Raw genomic sequence first — 17,453 nt, 5'->3', positions numbered from 1 at the left:
AGGAATAAATGAGCTTTATGAGTAAGTGGTAATTTCTTGAATAACCACAAATTATATATGTCTTTTGTTTGTCGTGAAGGTCAATAATCTCATTGGATCGAGCGATGTATAGTCGCTAAATTAAGTTGGCAACTTTTCCGTGCTGTTATTGGCATTTAGTATCCATTGTTTGACCTTAATACGAAAAACGACATTACCTATCAACAATGTTTGCCTGAGTTTCGGCTGTTGTATTAACGGCTGCATTTTCTGCAGTTGAAGATAACTACTTTACAAAAGAACTCTCCATGCAAACTCGCCGCGAACTCTTCTTAGCCCCTTTTCAGCGTCTGGCTGTAATCGCAGAGCAATGGCGAGCTGGGTCTAAATCTTACTTAACAGACTTAGCTTCAATCGCGTTACTGCTTCTCCCACTGACATTATCCAACGCGCTGGCTATTCTACTCGGTCACGCATTTCGAGTGGCGGGCTTGGGTGATGTTTCCTTACTGCTTTTCCACCTTTCCGACATTTTGATCAACCTATATCCCACGGCATTTTGCGTGGTTGCTGCATATTATTTGTCGCACAAAGCCAATGTATCGAGCGTGGTGCTTATCATTTATTCGCTGATCATGTTCTATTTGGTGTCGATAGAAAATGAAAGCTTATCCGCGACGTATACGTTGCCCAATAACTCTCTGTTGGCGCTGATCAGCGCCATGATGTCGTATTTGTACTGCAAACATTTGAGAATTCAATTGCTTGAACCCCAAGCACTGGACTTTACTTCTCGGCTGTTTAAAGACGTTTTGCACTTTTTCGTATTTGTTCTTGTCGCGGTAAGCCTGTCTCACGTCACTGCGGCGATCATGGTGTGGTTTAGTGGCGCAGTGCGCAGTATCGGCGTCGATCCTTTAACGCTTGAAGGCGGTTTAATCTATCAAACCGTTTTGGGGTTGCTAGGGGCGACGGGCATCAATGCTCACAACATGTTGTTTGCCATCAAGCAGCAGATATACGCCGCGACCGAAGCCAACATGGCTGCTTGGCAAGCTGGCGAAGCGTCGCTTAACGTTATCAGCCAAGGTTTTTACGACGCCTTTTTGTCTATGGGTGGTTCAGGAAACAGTGTCTGTTTGCTTTTGTGTATCCTGATTTTTGCCAGAGAGCGCAACCACATCATGTTGGCGTTGGCGGCTGCGCCATTGGTGATGTTCAACATTAATGAAGTGTTGCTGTTTGGTTTGCCGATCATCTTTAACCCTATTCTCATCATCCCATTTGTGCTGGTGCCTTTGGTGAGCTTCGTGATCACCTATGCGAGCATTGCGTCGGGTATGATTGATCCTGTCGAGAAGATCGTGAATTGGATGACGCCGCCGTTGATCAGTGGATATGTAGCAATGGGAAATCATATCCAAGGCACAATACTTCAACTGATAGTGATCGCGGCAGGAGTATTGATCTATCGACCTTTTTATCTTGCTTATGCTGGCAAACACGCGAGTCAATTCGGGCTGAACAATGCTTTGAATGGTATTGAACAATCGCTGTTTAAGTCTCTGCTTAATAGCGTGAAAGATTCAAACATATACAGTATCAACAAATCATCAGCTCAGAAGCGTTTGACTTCAATTCTGCGAGAAGGGGAGCTGGTGATGTTTTATCAAAAGTTACAATCGACCCAAGATAAGAGCGTGTTCTCCTATGAAGCGCTGATTCGTTACATCGATAAAGAGGGAAAACTGTGCCCTCCAACGTTCATCAGTGACTTCCAAATGCTTGATGCCATGCCGCTACTTGATAAGTTGGTCATCGAAAAAGTGCTGTCGGACATGAAAACAATATCGTTATCGCCGTCACGTCGAGTTGCGATCAATATTTCGGTTTCGACGATCGAACAAGCGGATTTTGTTCAGCACTTACAAGGACGACTTGAGCACTATGGCGTGTCCCCAGATTGGTTAGAAATCGAGATAACCGAAGAGGCGGTGCTAAACGATAAAGTGTCGTTGACCAATACGATGATCGCGCTGCAAGCGTGTGGTATTCGCATCGCAATGGATGATTTCGGAACGGGTTATGCTTCGTTTCCGCATTTGCTCAAATATCCGTTTGATAAGATCAAGCTTGACCGTTCATTACTGCTTGATGCCAAAGACGAAAAGGGGCGCGAGTTATACCGAATCGTGGCTAAACTCGGGCACATTGCCAACTGCGAAGTCGTAGCCGAGGGCGTAGAAACTCAAGCCGAATACGAGTTCGTCGCGCAATGTGGCGTCGACAAAGTACAAGGTTTTTATCTGGCCAAACCGATGCCGAGACAAGACTTATCGGATGAGAGAGCATGACCGGATTCGCCTAGTAAAAAAGGGAAGCACGCGCTTCCCTTTAGTCACACTCAAATTGAATTCAACAATTATTTGAACTCAAATTTACCCTGCATGATCGCCCAGTGACCAGGGAATGAGCAAAAGAACGAGTAATCACCGCCTGCCGTCATTTTTTCCGTGCTGAATGTAATGCTGGTGCTTTCACCGCCACCAACGACTTTCGTGTGAGCGTAAACGCGCTCGTCGTCTGGCTTCACGTAACTGTTATCTGCGCCAGCAGACATGCCGTCAGTGCCTACCGCTTGGATGTTGGCTGTATCTGCGATGACAACGTTGTGACCCATAGATTGCGCTGGCATTTTACCGGTGTGGTTGAGCGTTAGCGTTACTTCTTTACAAGTTGCTGGAACACTCAATGTTTTGGTCGAAAACTGCATCATATCGTTAGCATCAATAGAAACCTCACACTCGGCACTGGCTTGTGCGCCGAAGCTTAATCCTGCCAGTGCCAAGGTTGCTGCTAATATACGTAAAGACATATAACACTCTCCATTTTGTTGTTTTGGGCTGACTTGGACTTTTTTGTCCAATAGTTCTCATTATCAGCCAGTTTTGACCCGAAAAACGTGCTTCAATCGGTATATTGACGATTTGTTGCAAACTTGTACTGGTTCGTTCCACTGATTGATCACTAAACTACCTGATTTTCTTTCGTGGCGTGAACTGGCTCAATTCTTAATTCGTGTAGGTTGAGGGAGTCGATTCAATTAAGAGAGGGAATATGAGATGGGTAAGAAACTAAGAGAAAGCCCAACGTCGACGTTGAGCTTTGGAACGAATTCAGAGGAGGGTTAGCGAGTCTGTTTAAGCTCTGCTAATACTTCGTGCAGTGAAGGCACGATAGCGTGACCAAATTGTTTCACCTCATCGCAAGGTTCAACCAAGTCCGGAATTTGATAAGTGATCATGTTTGCCGCTACAGCGGCGCGAACACCGTTATTGGAATCTTCAAAGGCCAGACATAGGCTTGGTTCTACATCCAGACGGTTCGCTGCAAGCAAATAGATTTCTGGGTCGGGTTTGCCGTGGCTCACTTCGCAACCTGTCGTTAGGTTATCGAAGTATTTGCTCAACCCTGCTAATTCCAGTTTGATTTTTGCCACTTCTTTCGCGGTAGATGTCGCGACCGCGATAGGTAAATCTTGTGCTTTCAACCACTCCAGCAACTCAACAACGCCATCTTTTACAGGGATAGCTTGGTGTTTGACAACTGCGTTGTAACGAGTGCGCCATTCAAGATGCAGGCGGTCTAAATTCTCGCCGTAGGCTTTGCGGAAAATCGTCTCAATTCCTGCCGCATTGCGGCCAATGATCGATAGGTAAACATCTTCATAAAACGGAAGGTTTTGTACTTCACATGCTTCTTGGAAAATACGCATACAGACGCGTTCAGTATCAAGAAGTAAACCATCCATATCAAAAATAGCAGCTTGGTATTTCATTACATTACAGGCTTGTTGAGTGAGGGAACACATTCTGGCATAAGCCGACGTAATTTTCTCGGAAATTTACTTTTCTGTTTGTCGCAGCTGTATAAATCGGGTGCGGTCTTATTCGATAGGGTGACTTTATGGCTCTAAAACAAAAATGGTGACAGCGCAGCGTTAATCATTCTAATTAATCAATATTATTTTATTGGTATTGTTTATGTTTTCGTGGTTTATCAATTATAAATATTGATTGTTTAAATGTTTTGGATTATTCCCGTAGGGTTTTTATAAAAACTATCTCTAATTAAAGCGTGAAACTTGTCGTAATTCATTACTTGGTTTTTAGGTTATTGAGTTGAATGGTTTTTTTATCACTACAATAGATGTTGTTTAAGATATGAATGTCTCGATAACTATTCCTTCAAGCTTAAAAAGTACAGAGCGTTTTAATGAAGCCCGAAGTGAGTGGTTTGTATTGGAGTTTAAGGATGAAGTTTAAAATCGGTTTAATATCCGCAGCTATTTTGTTATCCGGGTGCGCGACTCAAAAAATGGCTTTCCCGACACAAAACAAATTAACCATTACAGGCAATACGTTGGTGTACGACGGCATGATTACCGGGGATGCCGTGCTCGAAGCCATAAGAATGGTGAATGATAGTGACCAGAAAGTGACAACATTACGTATTACCAGTAGTGGTGGTGATATTGGCGTCGGGATAGAGTTTGGTCACTTCATAAAAAACAACGATATGGATGTGATCGTCAGCCAATTGTGTTTTTCTGCTTGCGCGAATTACATATTGCCTGCGGCGAAAAGTGTGGTGATTGGAAAAGATGCGCTTATTGGGTGGCATGGTGGCGCGAATCAGAGTGACGAGATGTGGGATCAATCGGTTCCTTCGCAATACGAAAAGCAGTTTTATCGCTATCTTACTCGCTTACGAATTAAAGAAGCGGAGTTCTACAACAAAGTAGGAGTGGATCCAAATATTACCGTTTATGGGCATACGAGAACGAATACATGCCAACGTTCAACGCTCGCGAATGGTTGGTATTACACTGAATCTGATATGCGGCACATGGGAATTAAGAACCTGACTGTGCAAGGTGAATTACTGAACACTTTGAACTACAACAACAGCGAGATTAATTCTTGTTTGATGCCGCAAATATTTAATTAATTATCACCGCCACAAAAATCGCTCGAGTGAAAAAGAATACGCCTCGCTTAAATTGCGAGGCGTTTTTGTTTCAATTTGAATCAACTGTAAGCCCGTGCAACGCGACCTTCGCAATTCAAGGTGTATTGTTTGGCGTAAGCTGGGATGAAAACAGATTGGCCTTTATCTACTACACACGTTTCACCATTTGCGTGTGTAATCACGAGCGGGGAATCTAGCGGCAACAGGATTTCTGCGGTTCTTACATCAAGTGTTCGTTGGTTGGCCTGCTTTACAATCGCGAATTTGAAATCGTCGACGGGAATTGGGTATTCCAACATGTCGTTGTTTTCGATTGGTGCAAGCAGTAGGGTGTCGAATGGTTTTTCTTCGAAGCGTGTGCATGCAACGAGTTCTTTTACGTCCATATACTTCGGTGTTAAACCTGCGCGTAGTACGTTGTCTGAGTTCGCCATGATCTCAAGCCCCGTCCCTTTCAGGTACGCGTGTGGCGTTTCTGCATCCAAGAACATCGCTTCGCCTGGTTTCAGCGTGATAACGTTGAGTAGCAAGGGCGCAAACAAACCAATGTCGCCCGGGTATTGCGTTTCTAACTCCAAGATCAGGTTGAACAGAGGTAAGTCGGTGATGCGAGCTTGTGCCAATAGCACCGTCAACGCCATCTCTTTCTGTTCGCCTTCCAGTGACAATAGACCGGAGAAGAAGCTCGCCAAGCCTTTTGAAGTTTGATTATCGATAAGGTCATCCACCAAGCCTTGCAGCTCAGGAATCGCCAGCTCAGAGAAGAAGCTGATGATTTCACTTGTTGGGCGGAAGCCATTCATCGCTTGGTATTCGGTTAGCGCGTAAACCAATTCTGGTTTGTGGTTTGGATCTTTGTAGTTACGGTTTGCTGCGGTTAGGGGAATGCCTTGTTTTTCTTCCAGTGCAAAACCTAGTTCTGCTTGTTGCTTGTTTGGGTGCACCTGAATCGACAGCGCTTTCTCAGCGGCAAGCATTTTAAACAGGTACGGAAGTTCACCAAAACGGTTTGCGACTTCTTCACTCAGAAAAGCATTCATGTCTTGAGCAATCAGTGAAGAGAGTTTGGTCTCCTCGCCGTTTACCATCACCACTGAGCAACCGTTTGGATGCGCACCCATCCATACTTCTGCTTGCGGTTCGCCCGTTGGGTTTTCAATGCCAAACAGTTGGTTAACAGAAGTAGTACTGCCCCAAGCGTAGTTTTGAATCACGTTGTTCATCAGGAAGAACGTCGGGTGCGTAGCTTGAGTTTGAATCGTTTGTGTATCGGACATCGTTAAATCAGACATAGAGTGTCACCATGCGAGAAAATCATGGCTTGAGCGACATTGCCCAAGCCATAGGAGCCATTTGGGGGAGGGGGGATTAAGCAGCTGCTTGCATCATTTTTGCTTTACGTACTTTCTTCAACGTTACACACGTTACTGCGGTAACCGTTGCGCCAGCTGCCATACAAATCAGAGCAAGGACTGGGTGGTTCATCGCGCCAAGTAGAGCGACCACGGGACCGCCGTGAGCAACGCTGTTGGTGATGCCGAATGAGAACGCCATTACTGCCGCCACCATTGAGCCAAGTACGTTTGCTGGAATCACTGACATTGGATCTTGCGCCGCGAATGGAATCGCACCCTCAGAGATACCAACCAGACCCATTGCACCTGCGGCTTTACCCGCTTCGGTTTCTGATTCTTCGAACAGGTCGAACTTGCGACCAAGCGCCGTTGCCAGTGCCATGCCTAGAGGAGCAACAGGGATTGCACACGCCATCGCACCCATAAATTGAGTTTGACCGCTTGCAATCATGCCCACAGAGAATAGGAATGCGACCTTGTTGAATGGACCACCCATATCGAAGCCAGCCATACCACCAAGTACGATACCCAGTAGAACGACGTTACCTGTACTCATGCTAGTGAGTAGCGCAGTCAGACCGTCCATTAGGCTTGCGATTGGCGCGCCGATAACGAAGATGAATAGACCTGCGATGAACAACGAACCTGTGATTGGTGCGATCATGATTGGCACCAAAGGTTGGATGAATTTGTGGTAGTTAATCGACGTAATCCACTTCACGAAGTAACCCACAAGCAGACCTGCGATGATGGCACCGATAAAGCCTGTACCAGCGTCTGCGCCGTAGAAAGAACCGTTGTTTGCAATCCAACCACCGATCAAGCCAGGAGCTAGAGCTGGGCGGTCAGCAATCGCGTAAGCAATGTAACCGGCAAGGATTGGGATCATCAGCGTAAAGGCAACCACACCGACGTTGAGGATTTGGTTCCACATGCTGCCTTCAGGAATCGCCATGCCAGCTTCACTTGGCTGACCGCCTACAGCAAGAGCAAGGGCAATCAGCAGACCACCGGTTACGACGAATGGGATCATGTGTGATACGCCATTCATCAAGTAGCGATATAAGTCAGAACGAGCTTGAGAAGCTTTGTCGGCAACCGATGCTTGCGTATTGCCATTGGACTCAGCTTGGTACGTCGGTGCGTTTAACGCTTCATTAATCAGTCCTTGAGCATCGCGGATTGGGGCTTTTACGTTGGTTTTAACCACGCGTTTGCCCGCGAAGCGGTTCATGTCAACTTGCTTGTCACATGCCACGATGATGGCATCTGCACGTTCGATTTCTTCTGCGGTTGGGCTGTTTTTCACACCGATTGAACCGTTCGTTTCAACCTTGATTTCGTAACCCATTGCCGCTGCACCTTTCTCTAGCGCTTCTGCTGCTAGGTAGGTGTGAGCAACGCCCGCAGGACAACCGGTAACACCAATGATGAAACCTTGGTTCGCTTGAGCATCTGTCACTGGTTGCGGTTCTTCTTTAGCAAGAAGGAGTGCCAGTGCGTCTTGGTTGTTTGCTGCGCCTAAGAACGCATCGATGAAACCATCTTCAATCAGTTTTGAAGACAGTTCTGCAAGTACTTCGATGTGGTGGTTATCGCCACCGTCTGGAGAAGCGATCATGAAGAACAGTTTTGAAGGTAAACCGTCTTCCGCGCCGTACTCGATACCTGATTTGCTTACGCCGATCACAACCGCTGGTTCGATGACTGCTGCACTTTTTGCGTGTGGGATAGCTACGCCATCTTCAAATCCGGTATTACCTAATTCTTCACGTGCTTTTATATCTGCAAGAAATTGTGTTTGGTCAGAAATACGACCTTGGGCATGAAGAACGGCAACCAGTTCTTTAAATACGTCTTCTTTTGAAGACGCTTTAAGATCAAGCTTAATTAAGTCTTCATTTATTAGTTTGGTGATCATTGTCGAACCCCTATAAATATAATTTTTATTTCAGGGTTATTTTTAAATTACTGAAAAAAAGACTGTAGTGAAGAAAAAATGCATTTACTGGAGGATTGTAACCGACTAACTATAGTGTGATTTAGATCGTTCACTGGACAAATCTAGCTGCATATCTGTGACATGATGGATAAGAAGCTAAACGATAAGTGAAATGTGGCTTTGCTCCCATTTAAAAAGGGATTGAGTGTTTTTGATAGAGTTTTTGTTACTGGAAAATTGATGCGTTAACTGGATTTTTGTAACATTAAAATGGAAGTGTGATTTTGCTCAATAGCACAAAAGTCCAGTCCGGTGTATATCTATAGTAAATAGCATCATTGATGCATATATAGAGTGTGAAACAATGATTTTTCATGATTTAATTTCAGCGGTATTAAATGAAAGAGAGCCATTTCATAATATTTGGTTTGCAGGAGATTTTCATACGCCGCCTGAATTTAGCTATCAAGTTAATTTCCCTCGCCTAGAGTTAGTTCTGGATGGGGAATATATTAATGAAATGGAAAGTCATGATCGAAAAGTAACGCACATCGTTGCTAAAAAAGGCGACGCGATATTTATTCCACCTAACTGTTGGAATAAACCAGACTGGGATACCGATTGCTCAGTGTTAAGTATTTTGTTTGGGCGTCGACAACTTGGGTTAAGTTTGGTGAGCAAACGCAAAGGTGAGGTAAACTTTTACGATATTCAAAAGCATAGCATCCAAACACGCTCAGGATTTGCGATAGATAACATCTTAGAAGCGTTGAGCTCACTGGCTCGTGAGAATACTAAAAAACCAATGGATGAGCTTTTACTGCAAGCATTACTGCAATACGCGAAGACGATGTTGGATGCACCAGTCGAGCAGCAGGCACATAGCCGTGTGCAAGATCTCTATCAAGGGATTTGTATCTACATTCAAGAGAACTTCCATCGCCCAATCACGCGTGACAGCATTGCGTCGAGATTCAGTATTTCCTCGAACCATTTGTCGCGCTTGTTCCGTCAGCAGGGGCACATGACCTTGGCAGACTACATTACTTGGGTACGCGTGGATCGTGCGAAGTTTATGCTCAAGAAATACAACTTCAAACTCAATGACGTGTCAGTGCGCTGTGGATTTAAAGACGTGAACTATTTCTGCCGAGTATTTAAGAACCGTACAGGCAGAACGCCTACGGAATATCGTGGTTCGATTTAAACCTTCAGTCAGAGTGCGTAAATCATAGAGAAGTTTAGGCGAGCAGCCTCGACATGGCGTACATCAGCAGCGCTTGTAAGTCGACGCTGCTTTTTGTTAGTAGTAGGCGTTCCGCCATTTGATCGGTAAGCAGATTTCGTGTGAGGTTAGTGGCCGCAATGATCTGTTCTCTGGTCGGCTTTTCTGGCATCACCAGTGCTATAGCCAGATGAACATCACCCATCTTTGAAGCCCAATCCATCGACTTGTCATTTGCAATAACGGCAATGGAAATATGGTCAACACCTGAAAACATCACATGCGGTAGAGCGATCCCCGGAGTCACGCAAGTTGATGAACGTTCTTCGCGTTTAATAAAAGCAAGAATCAGTTCGTCGGGATGAATGGGGTGGATCAGCTGAGCTAATCCTTTAAGGCATTCAAACTTGGTGAGCTCGGTATGCGCTTTGGCGTAGTGCCATTTGATTTCACAAGGTGGACAAATTTGTGGTAAACGCTCGGCCAGTTGGCTTGAGAACTCGTAATTGATGTGGGAGCCCACCACAGTAAAGTGTTCAGCAATCATGTCTTTGATGACGAAGCAGGCCAGCTCTGCGTCAATGCCAATCGCTGTGATTTGACACAAATCACCTTGTTGTAGACCTGCTTGCAAAATCGCCACGGACTTGGTGAGTTCCGCAACACGATTTTGCGTTACATTAATGATATGTAAGGTACTTTTGAACTTCTTTGCCACTCGATTGAGTGGCTGAGCAAGGTGCGCACTGGCATTTGCATTATCGACGAAAAAGGTGATTTGGTATTCGTTCATCTGCAAATTTAGTCGCGGCAGTGGACGAGGAATACTTTGTCGACGTTCAGCAAAACCTCTTCAATGGGGATTTGAATTTTGCGCGTCCCTTCGAATCGGCCAGATTGTTCTATCTCAATATCCGACACAATCAAAACCCGATCCGCTTGAGCGATATCGTGAGGAGTGAGCTGATTTTCTATCCCCATCGCACCTTGCGTTTCTACTTTAATTTGCACGTTATGTTTTGGCGCAGCTTTCATTAGTGCATCTGCCGCCATATAAGTATGAGCGATGCCTGTAGGGCATGCTGTCACCGCTACGATTTTCATGTTCTATCCATTTTATTTTTTGTGGATATTAGCACAGCCACCGCAGATTGAATTGATTTGAGCTGGATTAACGCAAGAGCTCTATCACAGTTTGAATCTCATGTTACATTAATCCAGTTAATGCACTTTTAGTCCTATATATCAAAGGGTAGGCACTGGTTAATCTATGCCCAAATAAAATGAGTAGGAACGCATACGAGCCAGGGGATCCTGTATCTCAAACTCACTTGGGTATATATTCGAGCGTGAATATTGGAAGGTAAAACAATGGACATCACAAACCTAATTGAGCTGGAAACGATATGTTTAGATCTAAAAGCTCAAACCAAAGATGAAGCGCTCAAAGAGCTGGTCGAGATGTTAGAGGCCGCCGGCAAGCTCAATAGTCAAAGCCAGTTCTTGGCAGATATCTGGAAACGAGAAGAGATCGGTAACACAGGATTTGATGATGGTATTGCGATCCCTCATGCCAAAAGTGATGCTGTAGCGAAACCGGCTGTCGCGGTAGGGATCAGCCGCAGTGGGATTGATTATGGCGCCGAAGATGGCGAGCTGTCCGATGTGTTTTTCATGCTGGCGTCTCCAGATGGTGATGATCATCATCACATTGAAGTATTGGCACAAATTTCCACCAAAATTATCGAAGACGGCTTTGTTGAAAAGCTCAAGTTGGCTCAATCGCGAGAAGAAGCGCTTGAGATGCTGACTGATATTCAAACCCAATCCAATGAATTTCTCCCAACTTCTTTAGAATTTGCATCAGAACCCCTGAGCCCTTGGGCGCAAAAACTTGGCCGCATTAAAGAGCACTTGCTGTTTGGCACATCCCACATGATCCCGTTTATCGTTGCGGGCGGTGTGTTGTTGTCGTTGTCGGTGATGATCTCTGGTCACGGTGGTGTACCACAAGAAGGCATTTTGGCCGATATTGCCCAAATGGGGATTGCTGGCCTGACATTGTTTACTGCCGTGCTTGGTGGTTACATTGCTTATTCCATTGCCGACAAGCCGGGCCTTGCGCCGGGTATGATAGGGTCTTGGATTGCGGTCAGTCATTACAATACGGGTTTTTTAGGTGCAATTGTGGTCGGCTTTTTTGCTGGCTTTGTCGTTTGGCTATTAAAGAAAATTCAGCTACCAGACAGCATGAGTTCGCTTGGCTCGATTTTTATTTATCCGCTAGTGGGGACGTTTGTTACTTGTGGCGCGGTGATGTGGGTGATAGGTGCTCCGATTGCCAGCGCAATGACCACCATGAACGAAGTGCTGACGGGCATGGCGGGCTCAGGCAAAGTAATGCTCGGAACTGTGCTTGGGGCAATGACCGCGTTTGATATGGGCGGCCCAATTAACAAAGTGGCGACGTTGTTTGCTCAAACCCAAGTGAACACGCAACCATGGTTGATGGGCGGGGTCGGTATTGCGATTTGTACGCCGCCATTGGGTATGGCACTAGCCACGTTTTTGGCGCCGAGTAAATTCAAGCGAGATGAACGCGAAGCAGGGAAAGCCGCAGGTATTATGGGGATGATCGGTATTAGTGAAGGTGCGATTCCTTTTGCCGCTGGCGACCCTGCACGAGTGCTACCCGCTATTGTGGCGGGTGGCATCGTCGGTAACGTGATTGGCTTTATGTTCCACGTAATGAACCATGCACCATGGGGTGGTTGGATTGTTCTCCCGGTTGTGGATGGAAAAATTGGTTACATCATCGGCACGATTGCGGGCTCTGTTACCACGGCGTTGATCGTGATTGCACTAAAGAAAACCGTCACCGAAGATGAGAGTTACACAGGTCATTCTCAGGTATATGGTTCCGTTCAAGGCGAAGGTGAGGCGGATGTTTTAGCGGTTACATCTTGTCCATCAGGTGTGGCACATACGTTCTTAGCGGCGAAGTCATTGGAAAAAGCGGCTTGTGCACTCGGCATTAAGATTAAAGTCGAAACCCAAGGGGCGAATGGCGTCATCAACCGAATTACCGAGAAAGACATCGAGAAAGCGAAGTTTGTGATCTTTGCTCATGATGTCGCGATCAAAGAACCGGAACGTTTTCGAAAAATAAAAGTGTTGGATGTCACGACCAAGGATGCCATGTTGAACGCCGCGGCTTTGTTGCAAGCACGTAGAGTGTCTTAGCATTTAACTTCTGAGAAATTTTTCCTTAATAACCCTCTGACTGCTTCGGTTTTTACTCCAACATCGTGGTCCGCTTTTATTTGTGCCGCGAGTGAAGGATAAATTACGAGTAATGTTTTCAATTCTTTAGTAGCATGTTACAAAACATTTCAGTCAGGTGAACTAAGGGAAGCGTGCAATGGAAAAACAACGAGTAGCATTTATTGGTTTGGGTGTCATGGGCTACCCAATGGCGGGCTATTTGAGCAAAGCGGGGTATGAAACCAAAGTATACAACCGCACCAAAGCCAAAGCTGATAAATGGGCTGCAGAATACAATGGCATTGCGTGCGAGACACCGCGAGAAGCGGCAGAAGGTTGCGATATCGTATTTACTTGTGTTGGTAATGATAACGACGTACGCAGCGTGGTGTATGGTGAAGAAGGCTTGTTAGTTGGTCTCAAAGCGGGCGCGGTTTTGGTTGATCACACAACAACCTCGGCAGAACTTGCTGTGGAACTGGCGGATGCGTGTAAAAAAGTGGGCAATCACTTTATCGATGCGCCAGTCTCGGGCGGTCAAGCGGGCGCAGAAAATGGCGTGTTGACCATCATGTGCGGTGGTGAACCAAGTGTATTTGACCATGTTGCGCCTGTGATGGATGTGTACGCGAAACAAATCACTCTGCTGGGCGAAAATGGTCAGGGACAGCGTTGTAAAATGGTAAACCAAATCTGTATCGGTGGTATTTTGCAGGGCTTGAGTGAAGCACTTTTGCTTGCGCAAAAATCTGGCTTAGACATTGAACAGGTTGTCGAGACGCTGAAACACGGCGCTGCTGGTTCATGGCAAATGGAAAACCGTGCCACAACCATGGCGCAAGACAAGTTTGATTTTGGCTTCGCGATTGATTGGATGCGCAAAGACCTTGGCTTTTGTTTGGAAGAAGCTGAGCGTGTTGGGCTTGAGCTTCCATTGACTAAGATGGTCGACGAGCAGTACGCAGGCCTTCAACGTGAAGGGCTTGGTCGTATGGATACGTCAGTACTGATTAAGGCTGTAGCCAAAAATCAGTAGTAGATGAAGAACTCTTTGGTATCGAAGAGTTTGAAAAAGTCTAAATTGATCATATCGAATTTCTCTTAACTGGGAGGCGCAACGTGCGCCTCCCTTTTTATTTACTGTGGAATATTTACTGTGGGTTATTTCGCTAAACCTAACGCCAGTTCTAAGCCTTTGCCGTAGGCTTCGTCCGCTTGGTAAGCGTGGTTGACGTGACGTTCTTTAATGAAGTCTGGCACACCATCCATCGCTCGTGCGGTGTTATCAAACAGCGCTTGGCGTTGCTCTTCGTTCATTAGTCGGAACAGGTCACCTGCTTGGCTAAAGTAATCCTCATCAACACGATGGTCGTAATGGTCAGCATGGCCGCTAATTCGCAATGGTGGCTCTGAATAATCAGGCTGCTCTGCCCACTCTTGTTTGTAGTTTGGCTCGTAACCCAGTGTTGAACCGAAGTTACCGTCAACTCGCATTGCGCCGTCACGATGGTAGCTGTGTACCGGACAACGAGGGGCGTTGACTGGAATTTGGTGATGGTTTACACCTAGGCGGTAACGCTGTGCATCTCCGTATGCAAACAAACGGCCTTGCAGCATTTTGTCTGGCGAGAAACCAATTCCAGGAACGATAGCTGCCGGGTTAAACGCGGATTGCTCAACTTCTGCATAGAAGTTTTCTGGGTTACGGTTCAGCTCAAACTCACCTACAGGGATAAGTGGATAATCTTTTTGAGACCATACTCTTGTTAGGTCGAATGGGTTGAAGTTAACTTTGTCGGCTTCTAATTCTGGCATGATCTGTACGTACATTTTCCATTTCGGGAAATCCTGACGCTCAATCGACTCATACAAATCGCGGTGATGGCTTTCACGATCTCTGCCCGCCAGCAGTTGTGCTTCCTCATCGCTGATGTTCTTAATACCTTGCTGAGTTTTGAAGTGGAACTTCACCCAGTAGCGTTCATTTTCAGCGTTGATAAAGCTGAATGTATGGCTACCGAAGCCGTGCATGTGACGGTAGGACGCAGGAATACCGCGATCACTCATGACGATGGTTACTTGATGGAACGCTTCTGGCAGCGATGTCCAAAAATCCCAGTTGTTTGTCGAGCTGCGCATGTTGGTGCGTGGATCGCGTTTCACCGCGTGGTTGAGGTCAGGGAACTTCAACGGGTCACGTAAGAAGAAGACTGGCGTGTTGTTGCCGACTAAATCCCAGTTGCCTTCTTCGGTGTAAAACTTTAGGGCAAAACCACGGATGTCTCGTTCTGCATCCGCTGCGCCGCGTTCACCAGCAACGGTCGTAAAGCGAGCAAATAGTTCGGTCTTTTTACCAATCTCAGAGAAAATTTTTGCACGAGTGTATTTTGTTATGTTGTGAGTCACGGTGAATGTGCCGTACGCACCAGAACCTTTTGCGTGCATACGACGCTCAGGGATCACTTCACGATCAAAGTGCGCTAGCTTTTCTAGAAACCAGACATCTTGTAGGAGTTGAGGGCCACGTGGGCCTGCTGTCATCACGTTTTGGTTATGAGCAACTGGGCAACCTGCCGCAGTCGTTAGCTTTTTGTTTGTCATTCTTATTTCCCTCCAGGGATTCATCAAAACCTTAGAATCTGAAAGGAAGATTATTACGGAAAGTCATGAGGTTAAAGCTGATAATGCTTATCAATTCAATAGGTGATGACTATGGCCGAAAAGTCACAGAAATCAGAATTGGACTACATTTTAGTTGTTGATTTATCTTAGGATTTATTAGTAACAATCAAGAATAATTGGTAGGGATAGAAGAAGTATGAATGATTGAATTTATAAATGAATACTTGCGCTCTATTTCGATAAAAAACGTCCCTTTGATGCGATTGAGACAACGTTATTTGTCTTCAATCCAAGCCTCAAAGGGACGATTAAATTAAGCGTAGTTCACTTCAATTTGTTCGGCTTTCTCGAAAGCAGGGTGCGTCGCAAGTTGTTTACCGTAACGAACCATATTCGGGAATTGTTCTGCTAGGCCAAACATCTGTACTAACTCAACGATGAAAGACATCATGATGTCTGCACCCGTCAATCGCTCTTCTACGAGGTAGGTTTTTCCTTCTAACGCTTGTTCGAAGTAGCTCAATACATTCATTGCTTCTTTGTCGGCGTATGCAGGCAAAAACTGCATCGAGTTCGGCTCTTTACTGATGAATATTTTCAATAGCATCGGCAAAATAGCGGAGCTTTCTGCAAAGTGCATCCATTGTAAATATTCAGTATGCGCTTTTGTACCACGCTTAGGGGCAAGCGCTCCATCACTGTACTTTTCAATCAAGTATTCAGTCATGGCTCCTGATTCAATAATAAACTCACCATCATCTTCAAGGAGTGGCGACTTACCAAGTGGATGAACGCTCTTTAGTTCTGGCGGTGCCATGAAAGTCACTTTGTCACGAACGTAAGGCACGATTTCGTATTCCACGTTGAGCTCTTCAAGTAACCAGATAATACGCTTAGAGCGTGACTGATTCAGATGATGAAGTTTTATCATTTGTTATCCCTTCCTTATTGCGGGTTGTTATAGTGGGTCGTTGATTTTTACAACAAGCTTGCCAAAGTTCTTGCCTTCTAGCAGACCAATAAATGCCTCTGGCGCATTGTCTAGACCTTCTACTAGATGTTCGCGGTATTGGATCTTTCCTTCAGCCAACCATTGATTGATATCTTGAGCGAACTCACCGTAACGGTGACCGTAGTCATCAAAAATGATAAAGCCTTGTACCTTGATTCGTTTCGTCAGTAGTTTACCCATTAGCAGAGGTAGATGGTCTGTGCCTTCAGGTAATTCTGTTGCGTTGTATTGAGAAATCAATCCACACAAAGGGATACGCGCACTGGTATTGAGAAGTGGCATGACAGCTTCGAATACTTTGCCGCCTACGTTTTCAAAGTAAACATCGATGCCGTTGTAGCATGCATCTTTCAATTGCTGTGCGAAATCATCTGCTTTGTGATCGATACACTCATCAAAGCCTAAAACCTCTTTTGCGTAGCGACATTTTTCTTCACCACCGGCGATACCAACTACGCGGCAGCCTTTGATTTTACCGATTTGACCAACTGTCGCGCCGACAGGGCCCGTTGCCGCAGCAACTACAATGGTTTCACCTGGTTTTGGCTGGCCAATATCCAACAAACCCATGTATGCGGTAAAGCCAGGCATGCCCGCAACACCTAGAGCGTATGATGGGTTTTGTGGCTCTTTGCCTAATTTAATCACCATCTCTCCGGTAGAAATTGCGTAGTCTTGCCAACCCACTGTGTACGCAAGTACCCATTCACCCGCTTCATAGCCCGGGTGGTTGGATGCTTCTACCTGACAAACGGTGCCGCCAATCATCACATCGTCTAGCGCTACTGGTTCTGCATAAGATTCTGCATCGCTCATGCGACCGCGCATGTATGGATCTAGAGAGAGGTAAACCGTTCTCAGCAGCATTTCTCCTGCCTGTGGAACAGGTTTTGCTACTTCCTCTAGGCGAAAGTTTTTAGTTGTAGGAGCACCATGTGGGCGTGATGCTAGGACGATTCTACGATTGGTTGCGTTAGTCATGTTTATCTCACTTATAGATTAGACCGGTCGTCTAGTGTTCGT

Annotated in this window: 14 protein-coding genes; 5 read left to right on the top strand and 9 right to left on the bottom strand. The window is 45.7% G+C overall.

Annotated elements, in window-relative coordinates; translation table 11 throughout:
* The first annotated feature begins 287 nt into the window (after positions 1–287).
* On the top strand, positions 288–2,333 hold the full coding sequence (locus DYB02_RS18645) for an EAL domain-containing protein (protein ID WP_029805505.1): 2,046 nt from the start codon (positions 288–290) through the stop codon (positions 2,331–2,333).
* 68 nt (positions 2,334–2,401) lie between these two features.
* Here DYB02_RS18645 and azu read toward each other — a convergent pair whose 3' ends face one another.
* Both azu and DYB02_RS18635 read right to left on the bottom strand, forming a co-directional pair.
* Complete coding sequence (azu, locus tag DYB02_RS18640; RefSeq protein ID WP_005463034.1) at positions 2,402–2,854, bottom strand: azurin; 453 nt, start codon at positions 2,852–2,854, stop codon at positions 2,402–2,404.
* A 312-nt stretch (positions 2,855–3,166) separates the two neighbouring features.
* Positions 3,167–3,817 carry an HAD family hydrolase gene (locus DYB02_RS18635; protein ID WP_029806911.1) on the bottom strand — a complete coding sequence of 217 codons (651 nt, stop codon included), beginning with the start codon at positions 3,815–3,817 and terminating at the stop codon, positions 3,167–3,169.
* A gap of 476 nt (positions 3,818–4,293) precedes the next feature.
* Between DYB02_RS18635 and DYB02_RS18630 the strand changes: the two genes are divergently transcribed.
* Entirely contained in the window at positions 4,294–4,989 is a 696-nt protein-coding gene (locus DYB02_RS18630) for a hypothetical protein (protein ID WP_005478188.1), read from the top strand.
* Positions 4,990–5,069: 80 nt separating this feature from the next.
* Here the strand turns inward: DYB02_RS18630 and manA are convergent, their stop codons facing one another.
* Entirely contained in the window at positions 5,070–6,287 is a 1,218-nt protein-coding gene (manA, locus tag DYB02_RS18625) for a mannose-6-phosphate isomerase, class I (RefSeq protein WP_370446094.1), read from the bottom strand.
* Between the two features lie 91 nt (positions 6,288–6,378).
* A complete protein-coding gene (locus DYB02_RS18620; protein WP_029805284.1) occupies positions 6,379–8,286 on the bottom strand; it encodes a PTS fructose transporter subunit IIABC in 1,908 nt (635 codons plus the stop codon).
* A gap of 385 nt (positions 8,287–8,671) precedes the next feature.
* On the opposite strand from DYB02_RS18620, the gene DYB02_RS18615 reads away from it, so the two are divergent.
* Positions 8,672–9,514 carry a helix-turn-helix transcriptional regulator gene (locus DYB02_RS18615; protein WP_025522873.1) on the top strand — a complete coding sequence of 281 codons (843 nt, stop codon included), beginning with the start codon at positions 8,672–8,674 and terminating at the stop codon, positions 9,512–9,514.
* Positions 9,515–9,548: 34 nt separating this feature from the next.
* Here DYB02_RS18615 and DYB02_RS18610 read toward each other — a convergent pair whose 3' ends face one another.
* The gene (locus tag DYB02_RS18610) at positions 9,549–10,325 is read right to left on the bottom strand and encodes a PTS sugar transporter subunit IIA (protein WP_005499695.1); all 777 of its coding nucleotides are present in this window, start codon (positions 10,323–10,325) and stop codon (positions 9,549–9,551) included.
* A gap of 8 nt (positions 10,326–10,333) precedes the next feature.
* The gene (locus DYB02_RS18605) at positions 10,334–10,636 is read right to left on the bottom strand and encodes a PTS fructose transporter subunit IIB (RefSeq protein WP_029805282.1); all 303 of its coding nucleotides are present in this window, start codon (positions 10,634–10,636) and stop codon (positions 10,334–10,336) included.
* 267 nt (positions 10,637–10,903) lie between these two features.
* Between DYB02_RS18605 and DYB02_RS18600 the strand changes: the two genes are divergently transcribed.
* On the top strand, positions 10,904–12,775 hold the full coding sequence (locus tag DYB02_RS18600) for a PTS fructose transporter subunit IIBC (RefSeq protein WP_025442983.1): 1,872 nt from the start codon (positions 10,904–10,906) through the stop codon (positions 12,773–12,775).
* A gap of 178 nt (positions 12,776–12,953) precedes the next feature.
* Entirely contained in the window at positions 12,954–13,832 is an 879-nt protein-coding gene (locus DYB02_RS18595; RefSeq protein WP_005463052.1) for an NAD(P)-dependent oxidoreductase, read from the top strand.
* 125 nt (positions 13,833–13,957) lie between these two features.
* Here the strand turns inward: DYB02_RS18595 and katE2 are convergent, their stop codons facing one another.
* The 3 genes from katE2 to curA all read right to left on the bottom strand — a co-directional run bounded on the left by katE2 (position 13,958) and on the right by curA (position 17,411).
* Positions 13,958–15,397 (bottom strand): catalase KatE2, encoded by a 1,440-nt coding sequence (gene katE2 / locus DYB02_RS18590; protein ID WP_029805279.1) that lies wholly within the window; start codon positions 15,395–15,397, stop codon positions 13,958–13,960.
* Between the two features lie 334 nt (positions 15,398–15,731).
* Positions 15,732–16,349 carry a glutathione S-transferase family protein gene (locus tag DYB02_RS18585; protein ID WP_005499689.1) on the bottom strand — a complete coding sequence of 206 codons (618 nt, stop codon included), beginning with the start codon at positions 16,347–16,349 and terminating at the stop codon, positions 15,732–15,734.
* A gap of 27 nt (positions 16,350–16,376) precedes the next feature.
* Positions 16,377–17,411 (bottom strand): NADPH-dependent curcumin/dihydrocurcumin reductase, encoded by a 1,035-nt coding sequence (curA, locus tag DYB02_RS18580; RefSeq protein WP_029805277.1) that lies wholly within the window; start codon positions 17,409–17,411, stop codon positions 16,377–16,379.
* Positions 17,412–17,453: the final 42 nt, after the last annotated feature.

This window comes from Vibrio parahaemolyticus, from assembly GCF_900460535.1.
Taxonomy (GTDB): Bacteria; Pseudomonadota; Gammaproteobacteria; order Enterobacterales; family Vibrionaceae; genus Vibrio; species Vibrio parahaemolyticus.
This window is presented reverse-complemented; position numbering and strand designations above follow the sequence as displayed.

What these genes read in the sequence shown, in the direction of transcription:
- DYB02_RS18645 (WP_029805505.1), top strand. Translation starts at nt 288, where the DNA reads ATGCAAACTCGCCGCGAACTCTTCTTAGCCCCTTTTCAGCGTCTGGCT.
- azu (WP_005463034.1), bottom strand. Translation starts at nt 2,854, where the DNA reads ATGTCTTTACGTATATTAGCAGCAACCTTGGCACTGGCAGGATTAAGC.
- DYB02_RS18635 (WP_029806911.1), bottom strand. Translation starts at nt 3,817, where the DNA reads ATGAAATACCAAGCTGCTATTTTTGATATGGATGGTTTACTTCTTGAT.
- DYB02_RS18630 (WP_005478188.1), top strand. Translation starts at nt 4,294, where the DNA reads ATGAAGTTTAAAATCGGTTTAATATCCGCAGCTATTTTGTTATCCGGG.
- manA (WP_370446094.1), bottom strand. Translation starts at nt 6,287, where the DNA reads ATGTCCGATACACAAACGATTCAAACTCAAGCTACGCACCCGACGTTC.
- DYB02_RS18620 (WP_029805284.1), bottom strand. Translation starts at nt 8,286, where the DNA reads ATGATCACCAAACTAATAAATGAAGACTTAATTAAGCTTGATCTTAAA.
- DYB02_RS18615 (WP_025522873.1), top strand. Translation starts at nt 8,672, where the DNA reads ATGATTTTTCATGATTTAATTTCAGCGGTATTAAATGAAAGAGAGCCA.
- DYB02_RS18610 (WP_005499695.1), bottom strand. Translation starts at nt 10,325, where the DNA reads ATGAACGAATACCAAATCACCTTTTTCGTCGATAATGCAAATGCCAGT.
- DYB02_RS18605 (WP_029805282.1), bottom strand. Translation starts at nt 10,636, where the DNA reads ATGAAAATCGTAGCGGTGACAGCATGCCCTACAGGCATCGCTCATACT.
- DYB02_RS18600 (WP_025442983.1), top strand. Translation starts at nt 10,904, where the DNA reads ATGGACATCACAAACCTAATTGAGCTGGAAACGATATGTTTAGATCTA.
- DYB02_RS18595 (WP_005463052.1), top strand. Translation starts at nt 12,954, where the DNA reads ATGGAAAAACAACGAGTAGCATTTATTGGTTTGGGTGTCATGGGCTAC.
- katE2 (WP_029805279.1), bottom strand. Translation starts at nt 15,397, where the DNA reads ATGACAAACAAAAAGCTAACGACTGCGGCAGGTTGCCCAGTTGCTCAT.
- DYB02_RS18585 (WP_005499689.1), bottom strand. Translation starts at nt 16,349, where the DNA reads ATGATAAAACTTCATCATCTGAATCAGTCACGCTCTAAGCGTATTATC.
- curA (WP_029805277.1), bottom strand. Translation starts at nt 17,411, where the DNA reads ATGACTAACGCAACCAATCGTAGAATCGTCCTAGCATCACGCCCACAT.